The sequence below is a fragment of the Roseinatronobacter sp. S2 genome (assembly GCF_029581395.1).
Lineage (GTDB): Bacteria > Pseudomonadota > Alphaproteobacteria > Rhodobacterales > Rhodobacteraceae > Roseinatronobacter.
In genome coordinates this window covers 2,225,851-2,250,715 of the sequence record NZ_CP121113.1, presented here as the reverse complement: position 1 = coordinate 2,250,715, position 24,865 = coordinate 2,225,851, and the positions used below count along the sequence as shown (strand labels likewise).

General features: G+C 57.5%; 18 protein-coding genes and 3 pseudogenes. 15 read left to right on the top strand and 6 right to left on the bottom strand.

Annotated elements, in window-relative coordinates; translation table 11 throughout:
• Window positions 1-44: 44 nt before the first annotated feature.
• Window positions 45-1,697 carry a chaperonin GroEL gene (groL, locus tag P8S53_RS10705; protein WP_277803957.1) on the top strand — a complete coding sequence of 551 codons (1,653 nt, stop codon included), beginning with the start codon at window positions 45-47 and terminating at the stop codon, window positions 1,695-1,697.
• Window positions 1,698-1,833: 136 nt separating this feature from the next.
• Here the strand turns inward: groL and P8S53_RS10700 are convergent, their stop codons facing one another.
• Window positions 1,834-3,282, bottom strand: coding sequence for a cobyric acid synthase (locus P8S53_RS10700; RefSeq protein WP_277803956.1), 1,449 nt, complete (start codon window positions 3,280-3,282; stop codon window positions 1,834-1,836).
• A 273-nt stretch (window positions 3,283-3,555) separates the two neighbouring features.
• Entirely contained in the window at window positions 3,556-4,827 is a 1,272-nt protein-coding gene (locus tag P8S53_RS10695; protein ID WP_277803955.1) for an MFS transporter, read from the bottom strand.
• Window positions 4,828-5,456: 629 nt separating this feature from the next.
• Between P8S53_RS10695 and P8S53_RS10690 the strand changes: the two genes are divergently transcribed.
• From P8S53_RS10690 to P8S53_RS10650, 9 genes are all read left to right on the top strand, one after another.
• Entirely contained in the window at window positions 5,457-6,182 is a 726-nt protein-coding gene (locus P8S53_RS10690) for an isochorismatase family protein (RefSeq protein WP_277803954.1), read from the top strand.
• 77 nt (window positions 6,183-6,259) lie between these two features.
• Window positions 6,260-7,795, top strand: coding sequence for an ABC transporter substrate-binding protein (locus P8S53_RS10685; RefSeq protein ID WP_277803953.1), 1,536 nt, complete (start codon window positions 6,260-6,262; stop codon window positions 7,793-7,795).
• A 14-nt stretch (window positions 7,796-7,809) separates the two neighbouring features.
• The gene (locus P8S53_RS10680; RefSeq protein WP_277803952.1) at window positions 7,810-8,757 is read left to right on the top strand and encodes an ABC transporter permease; all 948 of its coding nucleotides are present in this window, start codon (window positions 7,810-7,812) and stop codon (window positions 8,755-8,757) included.
• An 18-nt stretch (window positions 8,758-8,775) separates the two neighbouring features.
• Entirely contained in the window at window positions 8,776-9,672 is an 897-nt protein-coding gene (locus P8S53_RS10675; RefSeq protein ID WP_277803951.1) for an ABC transporter permease, read from the top strand.
• Between the two features lie 60 nt (window positions 9,673-9,732).
• Window positions 9,733-11,715: an ABC transporter ATP-binding protein gene (locus tag P8S53_RS10670; protein ID WP_277803950.1), complete on the top strand. Its 1,983-nt coding sequence runs from the start codon at window positions 9,733-9,735 to the stop codon at window positions 11,713-11,715.
• A complete protein-coding gene (locus P8S53_RS10665) occupies window positions 11,705-12,982 on the top strand; it encodes an MFS transporter (protein WP_277803949.1) in 1,278 nt (425 codons plus the stop codon). Before P8S53_RS10670 ends, P8S53_RS10665 begins: the two co-directional genes overlap by 11 nt.
• Window positions 12,979-14,229, top strand: a complete 1,251-nt coding sequence (locus P8S53_RS10660; protein ID WP_277803948.1) for an MFS transporter — start codon at window positions 12,979-12,981, stop codon at window positions 14,227-14,229. Before P8S53_RS10665 ends, P8S53_RS10660 begins: the two co-directional genes overlap by 4 nt.
• A gap of 42 nt (window positions 14,230-14,271) precedes the next feature.
• Window positions 14,272-15,036 carry a cysteine hydrolase family protein gene (locus tag P8S53_RS10655; RefSeq protein WP_277803947.1) on the top strand — a complete coding sequence of 255 codons (765 nt, stop codon included), beginning with the start codon at window positions 14,272-14,274 and terminating at the stop codon, window positions 15,034-15,036.
• Between the two features lie 67 nt (window positions 15,037-15,103).
• On the top strand, window positions 15,104-15,817 hold the full coding sequence (locus P8S53_RS10650) for an isochorismatase family protein (protein ID WP_277803946.1): 714 nt from the start codon (window positions 15,104-15,106) through the stop codon (window positions 15,815-15,817).
• Window positions 15,818-15,839: 22 nt separating this feature from the next.
• On the opposite strand, the gene P8S53_RS10645 is transcribed toward P8S53_RS10650, so the two are convergent.
• Both P8S53_RS10645 and P8S53_RS10640 read right to left on the bottom strand, forming a co-directional pair.
• A complete protein-coding gene (locus P8S53_RS10645) occupies window positions 15,840-16,439 on the bottom strand; it encodes a helix-turn-helix domain-containing protein (protein WP_277803945.1) in 600 nt (199 codons plus the stop codon).
• A gap of 323 nt (window positions 16,440-16,762) precedes the next feature.
• Window positions 16,763-17,047: an SH3 domain-containing protein gene (locus P8S53_RS10640; RefSeq protein WP_277803944.1), complete on the bottom strand. Its 285-nt coding sequence runs from the start codon at window positions 17,045-17,047 to the stop codon at window positions 16,763-16,765.
• Between the two features lie 422 nt (window positions 17,048-17,469).
• Here P8S53_RS10640 and P8S53_RS21440 point away from each other — a divergent pair.
• Both P8S53_RS21440 and P8S53_RS10635 read left to right on the top strand, forming a co-directional pair.
• Window positions 17,470-17,649, top strand: a pseudogene (locus P8S53_RS21440) (DUF6538 domain-containing protein); the annotation flags it as partial.
• A 234-nt stretch (window positions 17,650-17,883) separates the two neighbouring features.
• Window positions 17,884-18,873 (top strand): tyrosine-type recombinase/integrase, encoded by a 990-nt coding sequence (locus P8S53_RS10635; RefSeq protein WP_277803943.1) that lies wholly within the window; start codon window positions 17,884-17,886, stop codon window positions 18,871-18,873.
• A gap of 37 nt (window positions 18,874-18,910) precedes the next feature.
• Here P8S53_RS10635 and P8S53_RS21435 read toward each other — a convergent pair whose 3' ends face one another.
• The gene (locus P8S53_RS21435) at window positions 18,911-19,426 is read right to left on the bottom strand and encodes an HNH endonuclease (RefSeq protein WP_373418496.1); all 516 of its coding nucleotides are present in this window, start codon (window positions 19,424-19,426) and stop codon (window positions 18,911-18,913) included.
• 846 nt (window positions 19,427-20,272) lie between these two features.
• On the opposite strand from P8S53_RS21435, the gene P8S53_RS10630 reads away from it, so the two are divergent.
• Both P8S53_RS10630 and P8S53_RS10625 read left to right on the top strand, forming a co-directional pair.
• Window positions 20,273-20,512 carry a hypothetical protein gene (locus P8S53_RS10630; protein WP_277803942.1) on the top strand — a complete coding sequence of 80 codons (240 nt, stop codon included), beginning with the start codon at window positions 20,273-20,275 and terminating at the stop codon, window positions 20,510-20,512.
• 63 nt (window positions 20,513-20,575) lie between these two features.
• A pseudogene (locus tag P8S53_RS10625) lies at window positions 20,576-21,749 on the top strand (IS5 family transposase).
• A gap of 365 nt (window positions 21,750-22,114) precedes the next feature.
• On the opposite strand, the pseudogene P8S53_RS10620 reads toward P8S53_RS10625, so the two are convergent.
• Window positions 22,115-22,663: pseudogene (locus P8S53_RS10620) on the bottom strand (recombinase family protein); the annotation flags it as partial.
• A gap of 445 nt (window positions 22,664-23,108) precedes the next feature.
• Between P8S53_RS10620 and P8S53_RS10615 the strand changes: the two are divergent.
• Window positions 23,109-24,731, top strand: a complete 1,623-nt coding sequence (locus tag P8S53_RS10615) for an RNA-directed DNA polymerase (RefSeq protein ID WP_277803940.1) — start codon at window positions 23,109-23,111, stop codon at window positions 24,729-24,731.
• Window positions 24,732-24,865 lie beyond the last annotated feature (134 nt).

Here is a 24,865-nt window from a genome sequence, read left to right as displayed (position 1 = left end):
TCGCTTCTGAATTCTGAGTTACAACGACAACCAGGAGGCACCAAATGGCTGCTAAGGACGTCAAATTCAACACCAACGCCCGTGACCGTATGCTGCGCGGCGTAAACATTCTGGCCGATGCGGTGAAAGTCACCCTTGGCCCCAAAGGCCGCAATGTCGTCATCGACAAATCCTTCGGCGCACCACGCATCACCAAAGACGGTGTGACGGTTGCCAAGGAAATCGAACTGGAAGACAAGTTCGAGAACATGGGCGCGCAGATGGTCAAAGAAGTGGCCTCGCGCACCAATGACGAAGCAGGCGACGGCACCACGACCGCAACCGTGCTGGCTCAGGCCATCGTGCGTGAAGGTCTGAAATCGGTTGCAGCGGGCATGAACCCGATGGACCTGAAGCGCGGCATCGATCTGGCAACCACCAAGGTTGTGGAAGCCATCAAGGCGGCTTCACGTCCGGTCAATGACACTGCCGAAGTTGCGCAGGTTGGCACTATTTCCGCCAATGGCGAAGCTGAAATCGGTCGTCAGATCGCGGATGCGATGCAGAAAGTCGGCAATGAAGGCGTGATCACCGTCGAAGAAAACAAAGGTCTGGAAACAGAAACCGATGTTGTCGAAGGCATGCAGTTCGACCGCGGCTACTTGTCACCCTATTTCGTGACCAACCCCGACAAGATGATTGCGGAACTTGATGACGCATTGATCCTGATCCACGAAAAGAAACTGTCCTCGCTTCAGCCGATGGTTCCGCTGCTGGAGCAAGTGATCCAGTCGCAAAAACCGCTTCTGATCATTGCAGAAGATGTCGAAGGCGAAGCGCTGGCAACACTGGTGGTCAACAAACTGCGCGGCGGTCTGAAAATCGCGGCAGTCAAGGCACCCGGCTTCGGCGATCGTCGTAAGGCCATGCTGCAAGATATCGCCATTCTGACCGGTGGTCAGGTGATCAGCGAAGATCTGGGCATGAAGCTGGAAAGCGTCACGATGGATATGCTTGGCACCGCCAAGACCATCAAGATCACCAAAGACGAAACCACCATCGTTGATGGTGCTGGCGAGAAAGCTGAAATCGAAGCACGCGTTACGCAGATTCGTCAGCAGATCGAAGAAACCACCAGCGATTACGACAAGGAGAAACTGCAAGAGCGTCTGGCCAAACTGGCTGGCGGCGTTGCGGTCATCCGCGTTGGCGGCATGTCGGAAGTCGAAGTCAAAGAGCGTAAGGACCGCGTTGATGACGCCCTGAACGCAACCCGCGCAGCCGTGCAAGAAGGCATTGTTGTCGGTGGCGGTGTGGCGCTGATTCAGGCTGGCAAATCGCTTGAGGGTCTGACCGGCGAAAACAGCGACCAGACTGTCGGCATCTCGATCGTACGCAAGGCGCTGGAAGCACCGCTGCGTCAGATCGCAGAGAACGCTGGTGTGGACGGGTCCGTTGTTGCGGGCAAAATCCGCGAGAGCAACGACAAGACCTTTGGTTTCAACGCACAGACCGAAGAATATGGCGACATGTTCAAATTCGGCGTGATCGACCCTGCGAAAGTTGTGCGCACAGCACTTCAGGATGCAGCATCGGTTGCCGGTCTGCTGATCACCACCGAAGCCATGATCGCCGACAAGCCAGAGCCGAAAGGCCAGGGCGGCGGCGGTGGCATGCCCGACATGGGTGGCATGGGCGGCATGGGCGGCATGATGTAACACGCCCTGCCCATATGGCAGACATTGAAAGGGCCGCGCATGTCGCGGCCCTTTTTCATATATGGTTCAGGTGGTCACCCGCCGGACCGATCTGCGCTGGACATGCGGCGCTTTGAGCCAGCACGAAATATGCCCCCTAACGTGCGAGGGACAGCAGACCTGTCACATCCAGATGCTGTTCCAGATGGTCGGCAAGGGCGTCCAGCGTGTCCTCGACCAAGGCGCCATGTTGCAGCCCTGACGGTGTGATGCCAAGATTGGCCAGATAGGCCGCGCGAAAGCTGTCTGACGAAAAAAGCCCGTGCAGATAGGTGCCCGCGATGCGGCCTGTGCTGTCGGTTGCGCCGTCATCATGCGCGCCCAGACGGGCAAAGGGGCGTGCGCAATCCGCGCCGGTTGTGCGCCCGATGTGAATTTCATACCCCGCCACATCCAGCCCCGTTGCCACATGCCGCGCGCGCACCCGTTCAAGCCGCTTGTCGGGGGTCATGGTGGTTGCAACATCCAGCAGGCCAAGGCCCTGCATGTCGCCCGGCCCCCCCTCGACCCCGTCGGGGTCGGACACCTGCCGCCCCATCATCTGATACCCGCCACAGATGCCCAGCACATGACCACCGCGACGGACATGCGCGGCCAGATCGATGTCCCAGCCTTGCGCGCGCAGAAATGCCAGATCGGCCCGCGTGGATTTCGACCCCGGCAGGATGACAAGCCGCACATCCCCCGGGATGGGCTGGCCGGGCCGGACCATGACCAGTTCCACCCCCGGTTCGGCCTGTAGCGGGTCCAGATCGTCAAAATTCGCAATCCGCGAAAACACAAGGCAGGCGATGCGCACACCGCCCCCCACCGGACCGGAGCCGAGATCCAGCGCATCTTCGGCGGGCAGCCGGAAGGCATCCGTAAACCACGGCAGCACGCCATAGCCTTGCCAGCCGCTGCGCGCCTGTATCTGGCGGTAGCCGTCGTCAAACAAGCTGGGATCACCGCGAAACTTGTTGATGACGAAGCCCGCAACCATGGCCGCATCATCGGGGTCCAGAACGGCCTGCGTGCCGACAATCTGTGCGATGACGCCCCCACGGTCAATATCGCCCACCAGCACGACGGGGACATTCGCGGCGCGCGCAAACCCCATATTCGCAATGTCGCGCGGACGCAGGTTAATCTCGGCCGGACTGCCGGCCCCTTCGACAATCACCAGATCATGCGCCGCTTTCAGGCGTGAAAAACTGTCCAGAACAGCGCCCATCAGCCTGGGCTTCATCGCCGAATAGTCGCGCGCTTTCACAGTTGCGATACGCTTGCCATGCACCACCACCTGCGCGCCGGTCTCATTCTCCGGTTTCAGAAGAACGGGGTTCATGTCGGTTACAGGCTCCAGCCCGCAGGCAAGGGCCTGCAACGCCTGTGCGCGCCCAATCTCGCCCCCGTCCACGGTGACAGCGGCATTGTTGGACATGTTCTGCGGCTTGAAGGGCGCGACATTCATGCCGCGACGCAGCAAGGCGCGGCACAACCCTGCGACAAGCATGGATTTCCCGACATTGGAGCCGCATCCCTGCACCATGATGGCCTTGCTCATGTCCTGTCCCTTTGATTCAGGCGGTTGCGTGTAGCCGGGGGGGCGCTGCCACGGGTCTAGGTATCAAGGGGGCGCTGCCCCCCGGCCTTTCAGGCCGTCCCCCGGGATATTTGGGCCAGAATGAACCCCCTTCGCAAGTCTTTGCGGAGGTTTTTGCTGAATAGCGCATCCGTAGACACATGGCGGAGTATATTCAACCGAACGCGACAAAAAGGGCGGCAGGCTGGAACGCGCGTCGGTGGTGGACGGCTTGGGGTGTGACAGGTCGCGGGTTTAGGGATCGGGTGACGCGGCTGCGTCGCGTTCGGCCTCGGCCAGTTCGGCAGACCATGTGGCGGCGGCCTCGACCGCGACGGGTGATGAGGTCGGCAACACGCCAAGATAACTTTCAGTCTCATGGGTGGGAATGCCTGCGCGTTGCGTCATACGGTAGAGGGCGTAAAGCGCGATTGCGGCAAAAGTCGCGCCAAGGACCAGCCAGAACGCAAATGCGCCCAGACCCTGCATTGCCCAGCCTGTCACCAGTGGCCCCGTGATTGCGCCCAGCCCGAAGGTGAAGACCAGCCCGCCGGATGCCGCGGGCATATCTTCGAGCGAAAGCGAGTCGTTGGTATAGGCGAGAAACAGGGCATAAAGCGGTGTTGTCATGCCGCCTGCAAAAAACGCAGAAATCATCAGGAACCAGAATCCGCCAGCCGTGGCCCAGCCTACGGCACAAAAGACCATACCGGTGAGCGAGGCGCCGAAAATCAACTTGCGGCGGTCCATTCTGTCCGACAGCCAGCCAATCGGGTATTGCAGCACCAAAGCGCCCGCAAACAGCATCGCCACAAATAACGAGATCTGCGCAGCGGTCATGCCGATCTGGCTGCCGAAAACCGCGCCCATGCCCGATTGTGTGGCATAGATACTGCCCAACAGGAATATTCCGACAGTGCCAAGGGGCGATTCTGTGAACAGTTTTCGCAAGGGCATGGCGCGGGCCACTTCGGCTGCAGGGACGGGCGTTGCCGACAACAGGATCGGGGCAAAGGAGATCGACACAAGGATGGAGGCCCTGATAAACAGAACCGATGTGGCCGCATCGCCCAAGGTCAGCAAAGCCTGCGCGCCGATGATGCCCAGGGTCTGGGCGATCATATAGGCCGACAGAACCTTGCCGCGGGTTTCATTCGTGGCTGCGTTGTTCAGCCAACTTTCGGCGGCGACATAAATGCCCGACATGCAAAACCCGATCAGCACCCTGAGAATCGTCCAGGCCCAGGGTTCGGCCAGCAGGGGAAAGGCGATCAAACCTGCGGACATGAAGCTGCCAAGTGCCGCGAAAACACGCACATGGCCCACACGACGGATCATCTCGGGGGTGATGCGCGCGCCAGACAGGAAGCCCAGAAAATAGCCCGAGGTCACGATTGCCAGTTCTGCCGCCGAAAACCCTTCGATGCCGCCGCGCAGACCGATGAGGGTGAAATGCATGCCGTTGCCCAGCATGATAAGAAGAATTCCCAGCAATAGCGGCCAGACCCCGGAAAACACTTTGACCATAAGACGACCCTTTTCGCATTGGCGGCATCGACAGCAGGATCAGGCTTCGCATGGGATCGGGTGGTGTGCCGTCGCGATTACGCCGCATTGCAGCACGATACCGACAGCGGATGTCTGCGCGTGAAGGTCGTGTTTTCGAAACGACCGCGATTTGAGGCTGGCGTCGCGTTGGGCTGAACGTGCAGGGCCGCAAAGATTGGGGCAGGGGGCAGGGGGCTGGGGGCGCGCAGGGATGGATGCGGTCCCGACCCGAAAATTGATTCTTATCAGATGTTCATTCAGGGCTGCGTGCCCAACGGGACGGGGGCACCCCTGACCTGATTGGTATGTGGCCCGCCGTAGTTTCGCCTGAAAAGCACACATTCAGTTTTGATTCCTGCACAATTTTTGCCCGTAAAAATAAAGTGCATAGACTTTAAATCAAGTAACTTGACATGTGGGCAAGTGCGTCCTTTGCTGAGGGTATCGCGGTGGATACATATCGCGGTGATTAGCCGAAAGCTACCGACAGGTTCAGATCTTTGGAATTATATAAGATACTGAAATAAAACATTTTGTAACCTAACTTTAAGTATCTTGTCCGGCGCTTTCTGAACTGCCTAGCGGACCCAAAGAAAGGACTATGACAAATGAAACAGGATTATGGATGGGGAAAGTTCCTTTCCGAACGTGACCAGCAACATGACAAGCTCTGGGGTAAAACCGAGCCAAGTGGATTTGGCGAAAAGCCCGCCCTGTTGCTGATCGATATGTATTACAGTGTGGTTGGCCTTGAGCGTCAGCCGATCTTTGAATCGATGAAAACCTGGCCCGGCTCTATGGGGCTTGAAGGGTGGGCGGCAATCGACATGACGGTGCCGTTGCTGGAAGCCGCCCGTGAATACGGCATTCCGGTGATTCACATCAAGGGGCTGCAAAGTGGAATCAAACCATGGATTCACCGCAAGCGCGGTCCCTCGAAGCTTTCGGCAGAGATGCAGCAAAGAGGCAGTGAGATTGTAGATGAACTCAAGCCTGTTGCCGGCGAAGTGGTCATCGAGAAAACCGCACCTTCTGCCTTTCAGGGCACGCCACTGGCATTCCACCTGACTGCGCTGGGGATCGATACCTTGATTTGCTGTGGTGAATCGACCAGCGGCTGCGTGCGCGCGTCGGTGGTGGATGGTGCAACGCATCGCTACCGGATGGGTGTGGTGTCGGAATGCGTTTATGACCGCACCGAAGCGTCGCATTTCATGAACCTCTACGACATGCATCAGAAATACGCTGATGTCGTCACACGGGACATGGCCATCGATTACCTGCGATCGACCGTCAGCGACACATCGTCCGAGCCAATACGCAAATCCGCCTGATCTGTGCGGCCGTTCCGCCGTGGCCCGAGGGTCGCGCGGGGCGGCCGGTCAGGGGCTATCACGAAAAGGAAGTTCCAATGCCCAAAATTACACGGCGCCAGTTTTCGGCTTCTCTTGCGGCCACAGCATTCCTGCCAAGCATTGTGCGTGCTGCATCGGGTGATCACAAGACGCTTAACATCCGGTTTTATGATGACCCGGCAGGTTTTGACCCGGCGAATATCTTTCGGATCGAGAATGAGAACATCGCCTTCAACATCTTCTCGGGGCTGACCAGCTATGACAGCCAGACCGGCGCGATCATCCCCGATGTTGCTGAATCCTGGGTGACCGAAGACAACATCACATGGGAGTTCAAGCTGCGCGAAGGGGTCATGTTCCATAAGGGATATGGTGAAGTGACAGCGCAGGATGTGATCTACAGTTTTGAGCGGATCCTGGACCCTGCGACAGCCTCTCCCTATGCATCTCAACTTGCAGGCATCACCCGGATGGAGGCACCTGACCCCTATACGCTGGTCATCGAACTCGATGCGCCAAATGGCAACTTTCTGCATTCGGTTGCGAACTATCATCAGGGCCAGATCGTTTCAAAGCGCGCCATAGAAGATGCGGACGGTCAGGTGCGCTGGAATCCTGTTGGCACTGGTCCCTATTACCTTGATCATATTGACGTAAACTCCGAGATCATCCTGAAGCGGCACGAAGATTACTTCCGCGGGCCAGCACCTATCGAGACGCTGCATTTCCGCATTATCAAAGATGAATCCACCGCGACCATCGCCTTGCGTAATGGCGAGGTGGATCTGGTCATGCGTTCCAACCGCGAAGAAAACCTGCAAATCCTTGAAGCGGCAGGGTTTCGTATGAATGTCGCGGAAAACTACGCCGTGGCGCTGAAGGTCATGAACCTTGACTTCGAGCCGTTCGCCGATGCGCGGGTGCGTCACGCGATTGCCCATGCGATCGACTATGAAGCGATCTGCAATGCGATCTCTCCGTCGCTTACCCAGCCTACCGCGTCGATCATGCCCGATTGGATGTCCATCTATTCGGACAATATTCCGAAATATCCATATGACCCTGAACGCGCCCGCGCCCTGCTGGCCGAAGCTGGCTATGGGAATGGTCTTAGCTTCCGGCATCTGGGCACATCCGCGCAGGGTGTCACCGAACTTCAGCAATTCGAGATCGACTTCCTGTCGCAGGTGGGCATCACCATGACCATGGAACTTGTCGACACGCCGACCTTCAACCAGCGCCGGAACGCGGGCGAGTTTGACATGGCGACCCGCCTGTTGCCTGCTATCAACCCTGATATGATCCTGTTCAATTATCTGCACCCGGACAACAAGGCACCGGGCGGGTTGAACGGGGCACGTTATGACAACCCCGAGGTCACCGGGTTGCTGGAGGCCGCGCGCGCAGAAGTTGATCCCGACACTGCCTTTGAACTGTATGAACGCCTGCAACAGATCGTGATGGCGGAACTTCCCTATCTGCCCAGCTATGCCAACAATGTCTACTGGCCCGGCAAGCCGACTGTCACCGGCGTTCAGCCCAACTATTTGGCGCAAGTCAACTTCTTCGAAGTTGATATCGCGACAAGCTGAAGGGGTCTCTGGTCATGGTTGAATACAGCCTAAAGAAATTTGCACAGCTTCTTTTCACGGTGTTTGGTGTCGTGACGCTGGTTTTCTTCACCTTGCGGTTCATTCCCGGTGATGCTGCATCTGCCATGGCCGGGGATGCAATTTCAGGCGAAGCACTGGAATTGCTGCGCGAGCAGATGGGGCTGAACGCGCCGCTGCTGTCGCAATACCTGATTTATATCAAGGGACTCGTCACTTTCGATTTCGGGGTGACGATCACCACACGGTTGCCGGTGGCCGACCTGCTTTTGCGTGCGCTGCCTGTCACGTTAAGTATTGCGGTGCTGACAATCGTGCTGACTGTAACATTGTCCATCCCTCTGGGCACGCTTGCGGCGCTGATGGCGCATCGCGGGCAGAACGGGCTGGATAACCTGATCACCGGCACTGCGATGGTGCTGGACCTGATGCCGTCTTTCTGGACCGCGCTGGTGTTTTTGCTGATCTTTTCGCTTACCCTTGGCTGGTTTCCCGCCAGTGGCACGGTCAGCTTCGATGCGCCGATGGATTTTCTAAAGCGTATTGCGCTGCCGGTTCTGGTGCTTTCGGTAACGCAGATGGCGACAATGGCGCGGATAACCCGCACCGCTGTTCTTGAGGTGCTGAGCGAGTATTATGTGCGCACCGCCCGCGCCATGGGCTGGTCGGAAATGCGGGTTCTGTTCCGTCATGCGCTGAAAAACGCATCGCTGCCCATCGTTACGGTGATCGGATTAAGTTTCGGGAACCTGCTGAATGGCACAGTTATTGTCGAGTTCATCTTTACCATTCCCGGTATCGGGAACTTGCTGATCAACGGCCTCAACAGTCGCGATTATCAGATGGTTCAGACCCTGATCGTTTTCTATGCGCTGCTGTTTGTCGGGATCAATTTCATCACCGATATCGTCTACCGGGCGCTCGACCCGCGGGTGAAATTCTGAACGGAACGGAACGGGACAATGACACAAAACACCATCAACACCCCCGCCAGCCCCGGCATGGCAGCCCCTGCGACAGCGTGGCTGTTGCGGATGGGCAAAGGCCGGTTTCTGGGCAACCGCAAGGCACGGCTGGCGCTGGTTATCCTTGTGCCGATTTTGCTGCTGACCGCATTTGCCCCCTTGCTGCCGCTTCAGGCCCCGCTGGAAACCAACCTTAGGGCAATGATGCAGCCGCCGTCACTGGCCCATCCCTTCGGGACGGACAGAATGGGCCGCGATATCCTTGCACGGACACTTTCGGGGGTTCAGATATCGCTTTTTGTGGGCCTAAGTGTGGCGCTGCTTGCACTTGTTTCCGGGATGATCCTTGGCACATTGGCGGGGTTTCTGGGCGGAATTGTCGATCGTACGGTGATGAGCATCGTCGACATTTTTCTGGCGTTTCCGTCACTGCTGCTTGCCATCGGGCTGGTGGCGGTGATGGGCACAGGTGTGGTGCCTGTGATCCTGGCAATCGCGCTGGCGGATGTGCCCCGTTTCATCCGGCTTCAGCGCTCGCTTGTGCTGTCGTTGCGCAGCCGTGCGTTCATTGATGCGGCGCGCACGGTCAAGGCGCGCAAAAGCTGGCTGATGAGCCGCCATATACTGCCCAACACTGTGGCCCCCATGCTGGTTGCGGCCAGCATCGCTGCCGCCAATGCAATACTGGTGGAAGCAAGCCTTAGTTTTCTGGGGCTGGGGATCATGCCGCCTGTCCCCTCACTGGGCAATATCATCCGCGACGGGCAGACCTATCTGGAACAGGCCTGGTGGATATCGACCCTGCCGGGCGTTGTTATTCTGGCTATCGCCATCAGCTTTCATTTCCTGTCCGACGGTGTGCGCGAAGCGCTTGATCCGCGTTCACGTCAGTAACCCCCCCACAGAAACCCAGTAATACCCCCAGTATTCCCCAGTCACGCAAGGGACAAACCCATGACCTTCCAAGCCGAAATTGATGTGCCCCTGCTGGATGTGCGCGATCTGCGCACAGAATTCGGAACCGACAGTGGCACGGTGACAGCCGTTGACGGGGTCAGCTTCACGGTTCATGCAGGCGAACGGGTTGCCATCGTGGGCGAAAGCGGCTCTGGCAAAAGCGCGATGGCCATGTCGATCCTGCGGTTGCTTGCCTATCCGGGACGGGTCGCGGGCGGGACGGTCTTGCTGAATGGCCGTGATTTGTGCACCTTAAGCGAAGGGCAGCTGAATGCCGTGCGCGGGCGCGAGGTCGGCACGGTTTTTCAAGACCCGATGTCGTCGCTTGATCCGGTGATGCGGATCAGCAAGCAGATGATCCCGCCGATCATGCGCAGCCTTGGCCTTGGCCGTGAAAAGGCGCGGGCAGAGGCAATTCACTGGCTTGACAAGGTAGGTATTCCAGACGCCGAACGCCGGCTGGAGGCCTTTCCCTTCGAGATGAGTGGCGGCATGCGCCAGCGCGTGATGATCGCAATGGCGCTGTCATGCCGGCCCAAACTTCTTATTGCGGATGAACCGACCACAGCCCTTGATGTGACGATTCAGGCGCAGATCGTCGATGTGATGAAAACGCTGATTTCCGAAACCGGCACGGCAATGATGTTCATCACCCATGATCTGGGGCTGGTGGCGCGTTTTGCGGACAAGGTCGCCGTGATGTATGCGGGCCGGATTGTTGAATTCGGCACGGTGCACGACATTTTCCACAAACCGTCGCACCCCTATACGCAAAGCTTGCTTAGCACGATCCCAAGCACAACCGCGCTGCGTCATCAGCGATTGCCGCAGATACCGGGCATGCCACCGGATATGAAGAACCCGCCCAAGGGCTGCGCGTTTCGCGATCGTTGCGCAGCCGCAATTCAAACCTGCGCGCAGGATGCGCCCCACCTGACGCCGCGCGGCGCGGGCCATGTTGCGGCCTGTTGGCAGCCCGACGGGTTGGCAGGTGTGCCGCGGCCGGAATGTTCGGGGCAGGTGCGGCGCAATACCAACCGGCCCTTGCGCGACCGCACAATGGTGGAAATCAACCGGCTGACCAAGCAGTTCACCGGCAGCGGCACGCGCCTGTTCTCGCGCAAGCCCGCGCAGGTGGTCAAGGCCGTCAATGGCGTGACCCTGCGGGTCCAGCAAGGCGAGACACTGGGCATCGTCGGCGAAAGTGGCTGCGGAAAAAGCACCGTGGCCCGACTGCTGCTTGGTCTGGAAGAACCGACATCGGGCGAGATATTCATCGACGGGCTGGCGCAGATGGTGTTTCAGGACCCTTCGTCATCGTTCAACCCGAAAATGCGCATTCATGCGATTATCGAAGAGCCGCTGATCGTCAAGCGTTGGGGCGACAGGCAGGCGCGGGCCGAACGTGTGCGCAGTCTGATTGATCAGGTGGGTCTGGAAGTCGCGCATCTGGACCGCTACCCCAACCAGCTTTCGGGGGGGCAGCGTCAGCGCGTGGCGGTTGCCCGTGCGCTTGCCCTCGACCCGTCGGTCGTGGTCGCGGATGAACCGACCTCGGCGCTGGATGTATCGGTGCGCGCGCAGGTCATCAACCTACTCGCCGACCTGAAAGAAGAACTTGGGATCGCGTTTATCTTCATCTCGCATGATCTGCTGACGGTTCGGTATATCGCAGATCGCATTGCCGTCATGTATCTGGGTGAAGTGGTCGAATATGGACCGGCAGACGAAGTGTTTGACCGTCCCGCGCATCCCTACACCAAGGCCCTGATAGATGCCGTGCCCTTGCCCGACCCCGTGACAGAGGCCGCACGCGCGCCCATACAGCTAAAGGGCGAATTGCCAAGCCCGCTTGATATTCCCAAAGGATGTGCATTCGCGTCGCGCTGCCCGATCGTGACTGACCGGTGCCGCATCGAAAAGCCCGTTTTGCGCCAACCCATGAAAACCCGCGAGGCCGCTTGTCATTATGCAAAGTGATCGTTTTTCGAATTTCGGTGTGTTCGGCGGGTTTATCTTCTTCTCCATCGTGGGAATGGCCAACCCTTTCTTTACCCTTTATGCGGCAGAACTTGGTGCATCCACCTTTGCCATCGGCGCCATGGTGACGCTGCGCGCTGTGCTGCCTATATTCATTGCGCTTCCGTCCGGCCAGATGATCGATTCAATCGGGCCGGTGCGCATGTTGCAGGTGGGCAGTGTAGCGCTTCTGGCGTCGATGCTGTGCACGATTTTTGCAACCGGGTTGGTGCTGCTGTCGCTGTCGCAGGTGTTTTTGGGCGCAGCGATCATCATCATGGCATCGTCCTTTCAGGTGCTGGTGTCCAAGGGCGGGGACCGCGACAAGCGCAATGATGCGATCAAGCGCTATGCGATGTGGATGTCGGCAGGCGGAATGGTCGGCCCTGTGATTGGCGGGCTGATAATCTCGTCCGCGGCTGTCCCGCTGGAAGGGTATCGCATGGCGTTTGTCACGTCCGCCGCCGCAACGCTGGCCCTGATGGGGGCGTTTATCTGGATCGCACGCCACTATCCGCACCCCAAGCTTGAGGAGATCGAGATTTCGCCCCGCGATGTCATGACGATGAAAGGCATCACCCAAAGCTATCGCAGCGGTATTTCCCTGGCCGGGCACAGGGCCGTGCAGTTCGGCCTGACCGCCACCTTCCTGATCATGTATATCCAGTCCTTGTATATCAGTTTCCTGCCGCTTTATCTGGCGCAGAACGACTATGCGACGATGCTGATCTCGGTCGCGATTGCGCTGAAGGGGCTGTCGGGCATGCTTGCGCGGTTCCTGCTTGGCTATTTGATGTCGCGCTTTTCGCTGGAATCAATCCTGACCACTGCGGGCGTGGTTGCAGCGGGCTGCGTGGTTCTGACGCCGCTGGCCGTAGCAGACCCGATCACAATGCTGGCGCTTGTGGCCCTGATGGGCGCGGCTGTGGGCATTAACCTGCCGGTCAGCATCATGATCATGGTCGATGCCATTGGCGAGGGGCAGCGCGGTAAGCTGATGGGCCTGCGCCTGTTGGTAAACCGCTTTGCGCAGATCCTTAGCCCCGTGATGTTCGGCCTTGTGGGGCAATTGCTGGGTCTGACAGCGGCGTTTCTGGGCGGGGGCGCGCTGCTTGTGGGGGTTCTGGTAGGCTTTGCAACATATGTGCGCCGCAGCACCGCGCGCGCCCAAACATGGCGCGCCCCCCCCGAAAGAGCCAGCAGAATGACCGGTGGATACATCCTATGAGCCTTCTTGACTCGCAACCCATTGGTCAGGCCCCTGCAAGCTGGGCGGAAGTCCTGCGTTCCGTGCCCGCGCTGCCGGTCATACTGATCGCAGTTGCGGCGCATATGATGCTGTTTGGCATGCTGACGCCGGTGATGGCCAGCTATGCGCAGGGGTTCGGCGTGTCCGACATGCAGATCGGTTTGATGATCACGCTGTTTGCAGTCGGGCGCCTTGGCGCAGATATACCAGCGGGCCATCTTGCGCAGCGCTTCGGGCTTTTTGGCCTGCTTTGGGCGGGGCCGCTGCTATGTGCGGCAGGGTCATTCATGGGGGCGATCGCCGGCGACTATACCTCGGTGCTGGTCGGGCGCACGGTTCAGGGGGTGGGGTCGGGCCTGTTCATGACCGCCGCCACAATTTTTTGCGCGCAGCAAAGTGACCGGCGCAGCCGGGGCAAGATTATGTCGGTGTTTCAGGGCGCAATGCTGATCGGCGCAACCTTCGGGCCAAGTGTGGGCGGGGTGTCTGCGGGGTTTTTCGGTCTGGCCGGGCCGTTCTGGGTGGCCGCATGTGTCGGTGTGGCAACCACTGCTGTGGTATTGCTGCGCTTTCCCGCCGCACAAATGGCTGAAATGCATGCCCGCCGCGTCAAGGCAACGGCGCAATCCGCGCGTCATTCGTCGTTGCGGTTGTTGCTGATCCTGCCCTTTGCCTGCGTGCTGCTGGTCAATTTTGGTGTTTTCCTGACGCGCACTGCCGGACAATGGCAGATGATCCCGCTGATGGTGGTCGAACGGTTTGCCTTCAGCCCCGAACAGATTGGCCTTGCGCTGACGCTGTCGGCCTTCGCTACATTGTTGATCTTGCCGGTCACTGCGTGGCTGGTGGACCGCGTGCGCCGCCCGCGGCTGATTTTCGTGTCATTGCTGGGGGTCACAGCGTCGCTTGTGATGATCGTGATCTCGGACCAGCCATGGCTGTTTTATGCGGCAATGCTGGGCATGGGGGTGGCCACTGGCATCAGCGGACCCGCAGTCGCAGCCTATGCCGTTGATGTCGTGCCCGAATCCCAGCAGGCCCCGGCCATGGGGATCATGCGCTTTGCGGGTGATCTTGGCTATCTGGTCGGCCCCGTTTCGCTGGGTTTTCTGGTGGAACGCTATGCGCTTGGATATACCGGTGGGCTGGTAATTAACGCTGCACTTTTAGGGGTTTGCGCGCTTTTCTTCATCCTTTTGTCGCGACAACGCAGGGCAATTCACTGAACCACCAACTTCTGACACCCGTTTCAACCAAGGAGAGATGACATGACTGAACGTATCTGGGACAAATTTCTGACCGACCGCGACAAGGCTGTATTTGACGCATCGGGTTTCGGGGCGACCGCTGAATGGGGCAAGCGCCCTGCGCTGCTGGTCATCGATGTGAACTACGCCTTTTGCGATGAAAAACCTGTTCCCATTCTGGAAAGCATCAAGACGTGGCGCACATCCTGCGGTGAAGATGCATGGGAGGCGATGCCAGTGCTGCAACGCCTGATTCATCTGTGCCGTGGCAAGGGGGTTCCCGTCATCTACACCACGGGCACCCGCCGCGCTGACAATTGGGACAGCGGGTCTTGGTCGTGGAAGAACAGCCGCCGTAGCGAAGATGCCAGCCCCATGACCACCAGCCATGGCCATGATGGCAATGATATCGTCGACGAAATTGCCCCGGCCCCGCAAGATATCGTGGTGCTGAAACAAAAACCCTCTGGCTTTGCCGGAACGCCGTTGCATTCCTACCTTCAGTTGTTGGGCTGTGACAGTGTGATTGTCACGGGAACCACAACATCAGGATGTGTGCGCGCAACGGTTCTTGATGCCTTCTCGCTGAACTTCCGGGTCACTGTGGTCGAGGATGGCTGCTTTGATCGTGCGCAGTCCAGTCATGCAATCAATCTGTGCGACATGCATGCCAAATACGCGAATGTCTATCACAGCGATGTGGTTGCCGCGCATCTTCAGGGGCTGCGCGCCGGTATGTTCGAGCTGCCCTCTGGTATGGGCATATCGGCAAAGGCTGCCGAATAGCGAAAACCGCGCCATCGAAATGCAGTTCGGTGGCGCATCCACGTCCCGCACCCGACAGGAGAACCCCATGACACCCGATCGTTTTGAAGACCATGTATGGAAGGATGTCGTTCCCGATGACCTGCTTGAAATTTACGCGCCCTACACGCGCGCAACCTCTGTCGGGCCGAACCCGGCACTTTTGCTGATCGACCTTTACAACCTTGCCTATCAGGGTGGGCCGGTTTCACCGCTGGACTTGCAGGATACCTATCCCAGCAGTTGCGGTATCTACGCGCATCAAGCCATTGCGCCGACCCGCCAGCTTATCGCCGCTGCCCGCGCGGCAGGTATTCCCGTTATTTATTGCACCGGTGACACAGCCCCGATGGCCGCGCCGAAAGATGTCAGTGCAACGCGGCGCAAAATGTCCCCGCGCCGCGCGTCGGATTTTCAGATATGGCACGATTTCGCCCCGCAGGATGGCGATGTCATTATCCGTAAACAACGCGCCAGTATTTTCGCAGGGACGCCGCTGATTTCGCATCTTACCAAGCTGGGGGTGCAAAGCGTGATCGTTTGCGGCGAAAGCACATCAGGCTGTGTCAGGGCAAGCTGTGTCGATGCCTATTCAAACGGGTTCAAGGTCAGCCTTGTCGAGGAATGCACCTTTGACAGGCATGAGTTGATCCATAAGATCAACCTGTTTGATCTGCATCACAAATACGCCGATGTCATGGCCGTGGATGAAGTGGTCGACCACCTGTCCGGGATCACCGCGCAAGCCGCCGCAACGGAATAACGCGCAAACACGCCGCACCCCGTCACATCGTAGGCGGCGTGTTCACCCAAAAGGCCCGTGCGACCGTGTCACCGTTATTGGCATAGCGGTGGTTCATCGTAGAGGTGAAGAATATTCCGCTGGACGCGGCGACGCTATACTGACGGTCTTCGATGATGACATCCAGCGCCCCTTCCAGAACGAAGATAAATTCCTCTCCCTCATGGGCCAGCGTGCGCGACTGCTCGGCGCCGGGCTGGATATGCAGCATGTTCACCTGCAACAACCCCGACCGGTCCAGCGGCAGGATACGGTTGAACGCGACATCAAGCATGTCATCCCCCGGCTGGATTTCAAACCGACTGCTTGGAAACAGGGTCACACCATCAACCGGGCTGTAATCCCCGTCCTGAATTAGCAGATCAGGCACCGGCACATCCACCGCCGCAGATATTCTGCCCAACATGGCAAGGGATGGCGAAAGCCGGCTGTTTTCCAGTTTGGACAGCATGCTTTCGGAACATTTTACAATATCCGCAAGCTGTTTGAGGGTGTAGCCCTTCAGCAGCCGCGCATGGCGCAAGCGTTTGCCGTGGTGGACGATTGTGCTTGCCTGTTTTTCATCTTTCTGCGGTTTCGTCATAGATATGGCGCTCTCATTACCAGTTTGGCTTGTTCAGTAGTTGATTTTGCATAAAGTCGCTAGGATATTTAATCAAAGACCTTGATAGTGTTGCGCAATCTGTCCGGATGTAGCGGCAGCATGCCGGACAACCGGAACCCCATCGCCGCTGATGTCAGGGACAAACCGTCAATATTCAGGGTTGAATGATCAGGCAGCGCTTGGCCGTGCATATAGCGGCGGCCCGTGGGGGGCTGCCTTTGACGGCCAGCCAGCGCGCACCCTGAACACCAGAACCGGCACCTGTGATCGGTTTCGCTAGAATGGCCAAGGGCAGGGCAGGCTCAGGGTCTGGAGAGGTAGTCTGCTGACACGTATCCGCTTACGCTCGGTGCAGAAAATAGCGCAACACGGCACCAGCGTTGCCCCACTTCGGTCACGCAGTTGCGCCGCGAAACGACCGTGCCATCGGGCAAGCCAAGAATGATGTTATAGCCCAACCCCGGACCCGCCCGCAGTTTCAACAACTCCGCCCCCGCACCCTCGACGACCGCGCGCTCGCCTACGCCGCTGGCGCAACCGGCAACAAACAGGATCGCGAACAACGCAGGCAGTGCTATATGACGCATGATCAGACCTTCACCTTGGTATTGCGGCCAGTTTGGCGGCCAGTGTTGGTGATGTGCCGCAAAATTCGGTTCTTGGCAAGAAAAGAGCGCCCGCATCCGTGCAGATGACAGTTTGATGCCGCTGGCCCCAACCGCGTGGCCCCGGGGCGCGTTGGCGTATATGAACCGTCAGGAATTTCAGCACCTATCAGGGCAGGATCGCAAGTTCACAAGGAGAATACCTGCCGAAGGGTCCTGTAGACGTCGAAATGACAAGATGCGGTCGTTAACGCACCGCAAATAAACGATTATGTCTAAGATTTCAAAATGGCGGAGAGAGATGGACACTACGCCGAAAGGAGTATAAGTCCTTGAATTGTTGTAAATCAGTGTGTTAGGTTTGGGCGTAGGGGGTCCTATAGGGGGTCCCGTAGGGGGACCCGATGGGTGCGAAGCTAGATAGACAATACCTTGAGCAAATGGGGGGCGGCAAGTGGCGGGTGTCTGTGAAGGTGCCAGCGGATGCCCGCGATGTGATAGGAACGGCGCGGCTCAAGCAATCGCTGGGCACTGATAGCCTAGAGGAAGCCAACAGGCTTAAGTGGCCTGTCGTGGCGCGGTTCAAGGGTCAGATTGCGGTGGCGCAAGGGAAGGCTGGGGACCCTGCGCTTGATGCGCTGGCGCTGGACTATCGCGGGCAGGTTGCAGCGGCCTCAGATGAGACGGAAGCCCCAGACGGGCAAGGCTATTCTGCGAGGGACATTGTAGACGCTCAAATTGCGGCTGAGGCTGAGGCGCTGGCGGGTCCGCCCGTCCGCGTGAATAGTCACGGCGGGCCGGAATTTGATCCTGTCAGGATGCGCAAGGCGCAGCGGTTTACAGAGGTGGCACGGGGCAAGAGAACGCCGCTTAGGGTCCCTGAGGCGGCCTTCAGGAAACAGAAGGCGGACAACTGGCAGGGAAAGACATGGGGCAAGTATGATCGGATCATGGCCTTGCTTGAGGCATGGCAGCGAGACAGGCAGGGCGGGGCGGCTATTGAGGGCTTGGACCGTAAAGCGGCTGGGGCGTTCATAGGTGAAACCCTAGAGGCGCAAGGGTGGACCGCAAAGACCATGAACGGCTACCTGTCCTGCCTACGCCAATACTGGCGCTGGATGATCAAGCGGGGCTATGCCGATAGCAACCCTTGGGACAATCAGCAGCTTGAGGCCCCGAGACAGAAAGAAGAAACCAAGGAAAGACCCTTCACCACGGAGGAAATGCGCAAGCTGATCTACGGCCAGCCATCTCAAGCTTACCTGTCGGACCTGATGCGCCTTGCGGCTCTCACAGGGGCGCGGCTGGGGGCGCTGGTGGAACTCAGGGTCAGGGATTGTCAGGACGGGGTGTTTCTAATCCCGCCTCAGAAGTCAGAGCCTGCGGCGCGGCGGGTGCCGATACATTCAGAACTTGCCGCCATGGTGGCGCGGCGGTGCGAAGGGAAGGCGGGGGAAGATTGGCTTTTCCCTGAGGTTCCCCCTTTGGGGCCGGATGCAAGCCCCAGTCAGCAGCGGAACAACGTAGTGGTGAAGGCGTTCAAGCGATACAGAGAGAAACTGGGGGTCAAAGACAATGTGCAAGGGGTCAGGCGGTCGCGGGTCAACTTCCATTCCTTCCGGCGCTGGTTCATCACAGAGGCTGAAAGGGCCTTGGGGGAACTCGGGGCGCGGGGCTTCACCGCCTACACGATTTCGGAAGTGGTGGGGCACAAGGTGCAGGGAATGACGTTCGGGACCTACAAGGGCGCGGCCTTGGATGATCAGCGGCGGGCCTGTGTCGAGGCGGTCAGGCTGCCAAAGCCTTGAGGGTTGTTCAGACCCCGATGGCTTTCTTGAATGGATGCTAGGCGACGCTGGGCTGGTGGTAGAAAGACCCGTGCAAAGCCTTGGCGGCGTCCTGATAGACTCTCTCAGCTTTCTCAGGGCACTTAAAGCGCCCAAGGTGGCGGTTCCGACCATTCACAGAGATTTGGGCTTGCCACAACCCCGAGCGCCTGCAAAGTGAAACGCCCTTGCGCCCAGAAGTGCTGCGCTTGTTGGGTGCTCTGTTGAATTGATTTTGTTGGTGGGTCGCGGCGCGTAGGTTATCCCATCGGTTGTCACTGCGGACGCCATTCTCATGGTCCACCATTGCAGGGGGCCAGTGGTCTTTGACGTATAGATAGGCCAAACGATGCGCTGTGTATAGCGTCCCTTCCACCTTTATGCGGACGTAGCCGTCGGACCCCAAGGACCCGGCGATGCTGCCTTTCTTCGCGTTTCCGGCGCGGGTGGTTTTCCATGTGAATAGACCCGAGCGGCGGTCATAATGTAGGAGGTGCCGCAAGCGTTCTGCGGTCAGGGGGGATTTGTCCGTCATGCGGAGTGTCCCTTCTTATTTGGTTTTCATCATGACCACTTTGGTGGGCCATGTGTGTGGACAAGGCTCTGAGGCCTATATCCTTGGGGTTGTCTTGAGGTGGTGGGTCTTTGGTGGGGGCGGGGATGCCCCTTCTTAACGTCACACCCTAGGTGAACTCAGGAATCCCCAGAGAAATAACTGACCGAATGAAGGTGCTATACTTATGGTAAACGCGGGGGTCCTTTGTTCACTTCTATGCCCTTTTGTCAGTCGCCACCTAAAATATTGAAAATAAACAATAATGACTGCCCTGCGAAAAGACGGTTTGGATCACATCTTTCCTGTGAAATGTGACTGGCGCAGCGTTTGGAGGAGTCTGGTTTGAGGCGGCCAGCGGGGCGTAGGAAGCCGTGAGAGGCCCGCAAGTCTCCACTGAGAATCTTGAGGGCCTCAGGCAGGGGGGGGGAGTCGCCGCCTGTATCGGAAAGCCCCCTCAGCAGTGCGTTGCGTGGCTCTCCGCGTATATCAGCTTTGATCCTATGCGGACCTCAAGGCCCCCTTGGACGCGCTGGCAGTATAGCGGCGGCTCAAGTGGGGCGCGGGGCGCGTGGACTACTGAGAAGCTGGGGAAGCGGCCACGGAAGCGGGGCAGGCGCAGTGTGAAGTTAATGGTCATGATTGTGTTTCCCTTCATGTGATAGGTGTCACGGTTTGCGGGGGAAACGATACGCTAGCGGATAGGCTACTAGCCTCCCACAGGATGGGGGAAAGCTTGGCGCTGGTCAAGTGTGATGATGACAGCGCTGCGAGAGTCTGGCAAGTTGTGTGTAAAGTGATGAATAGCATACTGTTAGGTGGCCAAACATGTTCGAATGGTTGATGATAGTTTTTGGCGTAGGACCGCTAGTCTTAGCGTTTTTCGGCTGGGCGATAGGATTGGCAACAGGTATTGCAAAACAAGATCGTTCTGCACCTAGTGAGGCGCTTTTAGAGGTATCAAGCTACAAAGGGGAAAATGAATCCCGCATTAGCACGCTATATGAGCACTCATGCGACCCCGAGACCGGCGAGTTTGGGCTGAAGTTTAACAGGCCGCTGAAATAGTCCTGTCTCGACAGCGGTTTGAGAACATGATTCACTCTTTGCACTGTAACGGCGGGGGTGACGATGCGCGGGACGGACGGGACGAGCGGGTCGCTGTTCAGCTATGTTGATCTGGAGGAGCGCATTCCGGTGCGGCACCCTTTGCGCAAGATCCGTCAGGTGGTGAATGACGCGCTCGCCAGTCTCGATGCCGAGTTCGAGGCGCTTTACACCGATTTCGGCCGCCCTTCGATCCCGCCGGAACGGCTGATCCGGGCCAGCCTGCTGCAACTCCTGTTCTCGGTCCGATCCGAGCGTCAGTTGATGGAGCAGATGAATTACAACCTGATGTTCCGCTGGTTTGTCGGGCTGGGTATCGATGATCCCGTCTGGGTCCCGACCGTCTTCACGAAGAACCGCGACCGGCTGCTGAGCACGCAGATGTCGCGCAAGGTGATGGCGGCGATTCTGGCCCATCGCGAGGTCGCGCCGCTTCTGTCGGACGACCACTTCTCGGTCGATGGCACGCTGGTGAAGGCTTGGGCGTCGATGAAGAGCTTCCAGCCGAAGGCAGAGACCACCCCGCCTGACGATGACGGGCCATGCGATCCACTCGCCCCAGATGCCACGCTTGAGCCCGCGCCTTCCGAGACCCCAACCGAGACCGACCCGATGCCCCGCACCACCAAACCCCACCGCAATGCCGAAGTCGATTTCAAGGGCGAGAAACGGTCCAATGCCACCCACGCCTCGACCACCGACCCGGACGCGCGCCTTTACAAGAAGTCCCCGGGGCACCGGGGCGATGCTTTGCTTCATCGGGCATGCGCTGATGGAGAACCGGAGTGGGCTGATCGTGCAAGGCGACCTGACCCAGGCTGACGGCCATGCCGAACGTACGGCCGCCCTGGACATGGTTCATCGCCATTCCCCTGGATCGACCCGGCAGATGACGCTGGGGGCCGACAAGGGGTATGACGCGGGTGGGTTCGTTGCCGACCTGCGCAAAGCCTGCGTCACGCCCCATATCGCCCAGAAAACGAGATATTCAGCAATCGATGGCCGAACCACCCGACATGCCGGTTACGCCCTGTCCCAGAAGCACCGAAAGAAAATTGAAGAGGCGTTCGGCTGGGCGAAAACCGTCGGCGGCATGGCACAGACCATGTATCGCGGCGTCGATCGCGTCCGGTCGCGGTTCATCCTGACAATGGCCGCCAACAACCTCGCAAGACTGCCCCGGTTGCTGGCTGTGTGACGCGGAAGAACCGCACCTGGCGCGTATGTCGAACGCGCCGACAGACATCGCAATCCCCCGACCCAGCCCTGATGAAGGGACAGCCTTCCGGCTCAGGGACTATTTCAGCGCCCTGTTAATGGCCGTTTTGTGTTCTACAAAAAGCTTAAATACCCTGAAACGAATCGTGCGGGCTTTCACCTTGTCATGGCCTTCCCACACGTGTTCCCAAACAGAACAGATGTCACGTGCACGCCGGATGTAGACCCCTACCTCTCTATCCCCTCGACGTTTGTTGAACCGTCGGAATTTTTCAAATGGCCAAGAGCTAAGCGGGCATTGTTTTTCGGAGCGATGCTTGTCGGGGCGCTGGCGCTGTTTGTTTGGGCAAGAACCCTGTAGACACTGGCGCGGCCTATCCCGAGGCGCTGGGCTATCTCAGTGGCCCCGAGGCCCTCTTGGTGTAGCTTGTGAACCTCTGGGGCCTTGGCCTTGGCAGTGGGCTTCCTGCCCTTGTATTTCCCCTGCGCCTTGGCCTTGGCGATCCCTTCGCGCTGGCGTTCCAGCATGATCTGGCGTTCAAACTCTGCGATGCCCCCTAGGACTGTCAGAAGCAGCTTGCCTGTGGCGGTGCTGGTGTCAATTCCCATGTCTAGGATGCGCAGCGATGCCCCCTTGGCGGTCAGGGTGTCCAGCAGGTCCAGTAGGTGACGCACAGAGCGGGCCAAGCGGTCCAGCTTCGTCACCACTAGGACGTCGCCTTCCCTCAGGAACTCAAGGGCCTCTGCAAGGCGCTCTCGGGCGTCTAGGTCTACGGATGAAACCTGTTCACAGAATAGGCGCTCACATCCAGCGGCCTCAAGGTCGCGGCGCTGGGCCTCAAGCCCTGCGGTTTGGTCGAGGGTGGAGGTGCGAAGGTATCCGATGATTGCCATGAGTGTCCCCTTGTGTCTCATTGAAGTCTTAGACGTTATGCCCCGAGTGTCTCGAAAGTTCAAGGGGTATTCTTATGAGACACCATCGGGCGATCAGTGAGGCGACTCGCTAGGGCAGGGTCTATTGAGACAGGCGGGACGCTGGGCTGGGGCTGATGGCGCTTGGCAGGTGCGTGCGATGCGCGGGGTCTTGGGGTAGCCCGTGGTGCCTTGGGTTTTCCCACTGCGCATGAGGGGGCTACGGGGGAAATGGCGCGGACGCCCTAGCGTATATGGGGGTTCAGAAATTTTGCAAAATGCCCGAGTCAGTTTCGAAAATGCTGCTATCAAACTTTAAGGTCATCGATAGCGCACGGCAATCCTAAGGTAAGCAAAGGCATACCGGACTATACAAGCTAGTGATCTACATCTAAGGTAGCGAAAAGTTTTTAGAATTTGGTGCTGAATGAACAAATCAGAACGCTTTAAGGTCCTCTTGGAGAAGGGATACTTTCCTGCTGAGTTACCTCCACCATTCGTCACCGAAACACTTGCGCGATTTCGAAACAGCATCCATAGAGAATGGTCTGCGCTGGATCAACCTCCAAAGACTCGGTTTGAAAGTTATTCTTACCCACGCGTCGGTAGACGCAGGCGCACACTTGCAATAGTAAATCCAATTTCACAACTTTTTCTTTTGAAGAGAATCGCTGACGATTGGATTGAAATAAAAAAATTTCTTGGCACCTCTAAAATCACACTAGACTCGCCTATACTATATGAGAATTCTTCTCGAGCGATTCCAAAGCCTGATTTCAATCTCATAAGTCTCAAACGAATCGATACAGAGGCGAGATACGAGCATATTTTGATTTCTGATATTTCGAGATTTTATGGGACGATATACACCCATACTCTGCCTTGGGCTTTACATACAAAAGCATTTTGTAAGGCGAATCTCAATAACCGCCCTGTCATGGATACGTTGCTGGGAAGTGCTTTGGATGCCCTTGTCAGGAAGGGCCAAGATAACCAGACAATCGGGATTCCAATTGGTCCGGATACTTCAAGGATATTAGCTGAAATAATTGCGGTTGGCGTCGAGCGTGAACTTATTAGTCTTTTTAACTTTCCCAAAGACCGTGTTTTTCGTTACGTTGACGACTGGTTTATAGGATTTGATGGTGCGGGTGAAGCAGAAGATGCGATTTCACTGCTGTCTAGAGCTTGCTCAGAGTATGAACTTGAATTGAATGATGAGAAAACTTCAATATCTGATCCGATAGACCCGATAGACGAACTGTGGCCCTCTGAACTACGAGAGCATCGATTCAGGGTTTCAGTATCTGAGCAGGCGCATGATATTAGACATTATTTTACGAAGGCATTTTTTCATGCAGCAAGAAAGCGCGATCAAAATGTGCTAGATTTTGCTCTTAAGAGAATTCGATCCGTCCATATTCAGGAAGCGAATGCGTCACTATTTGAAAGTTATGTAGTGAGGGCTGCGCGTGTGAATCCAACCTGTTTTCCCGCAGCCGCGCAGATTCTGATTAATTTGCGCTATCGTGGATTCCCGCTCTCTATGGATCGCATAGAGAAGTTAATCTTTGATACTATCTCCAATACAGCCTTGGTTGGAAGACATGGTGAGCTTTCTTGGGCACTTTTCCTTGCTAAGGGTCTGAGAATGAGCATTCCAGTGCGTATCATTGAGCCTGTGCTAAGTGTTGAGAACTCAGTGTGTGCACTTATCACTTTAGACCTTAAGCACATGGGATTAATTTCTGGAGCGATAAGCACATCGTTCTGGGAGACGTTTATGACAAGCGATGCTCTCACTGGCAGTATGTGGCTTCTTGCCTACGAGGCAGATCAGAAAAACTGGCTTCCCTCACCTCATGGACACGTAGATGCTCATCCTTTTTTCGCCGCGCTCAAACGTAGAGGAGTGTTCTTCTATGACACAAACAAGAACGTCCCGACTTTCCAGCGCTCTATCAAAAGGCAGATGCGTGAAAATGAACGGCGTCTAGGCAACTTCAATATGCTGCGCTTGATGCTCTCTACGAACTTCAGATCAATGTAGGTCAGTTCGAAAAAAGAGAATCCGTCAATACATTTCCTGCTCGGTATTGAGTGAGGTCTAGCCTCAGTTGCGAAAGGGAGGCAGGGAGTTACTAGCTAGGGGGTCCCGTAGAGGGTCCTATAGGGGGTCCTGAT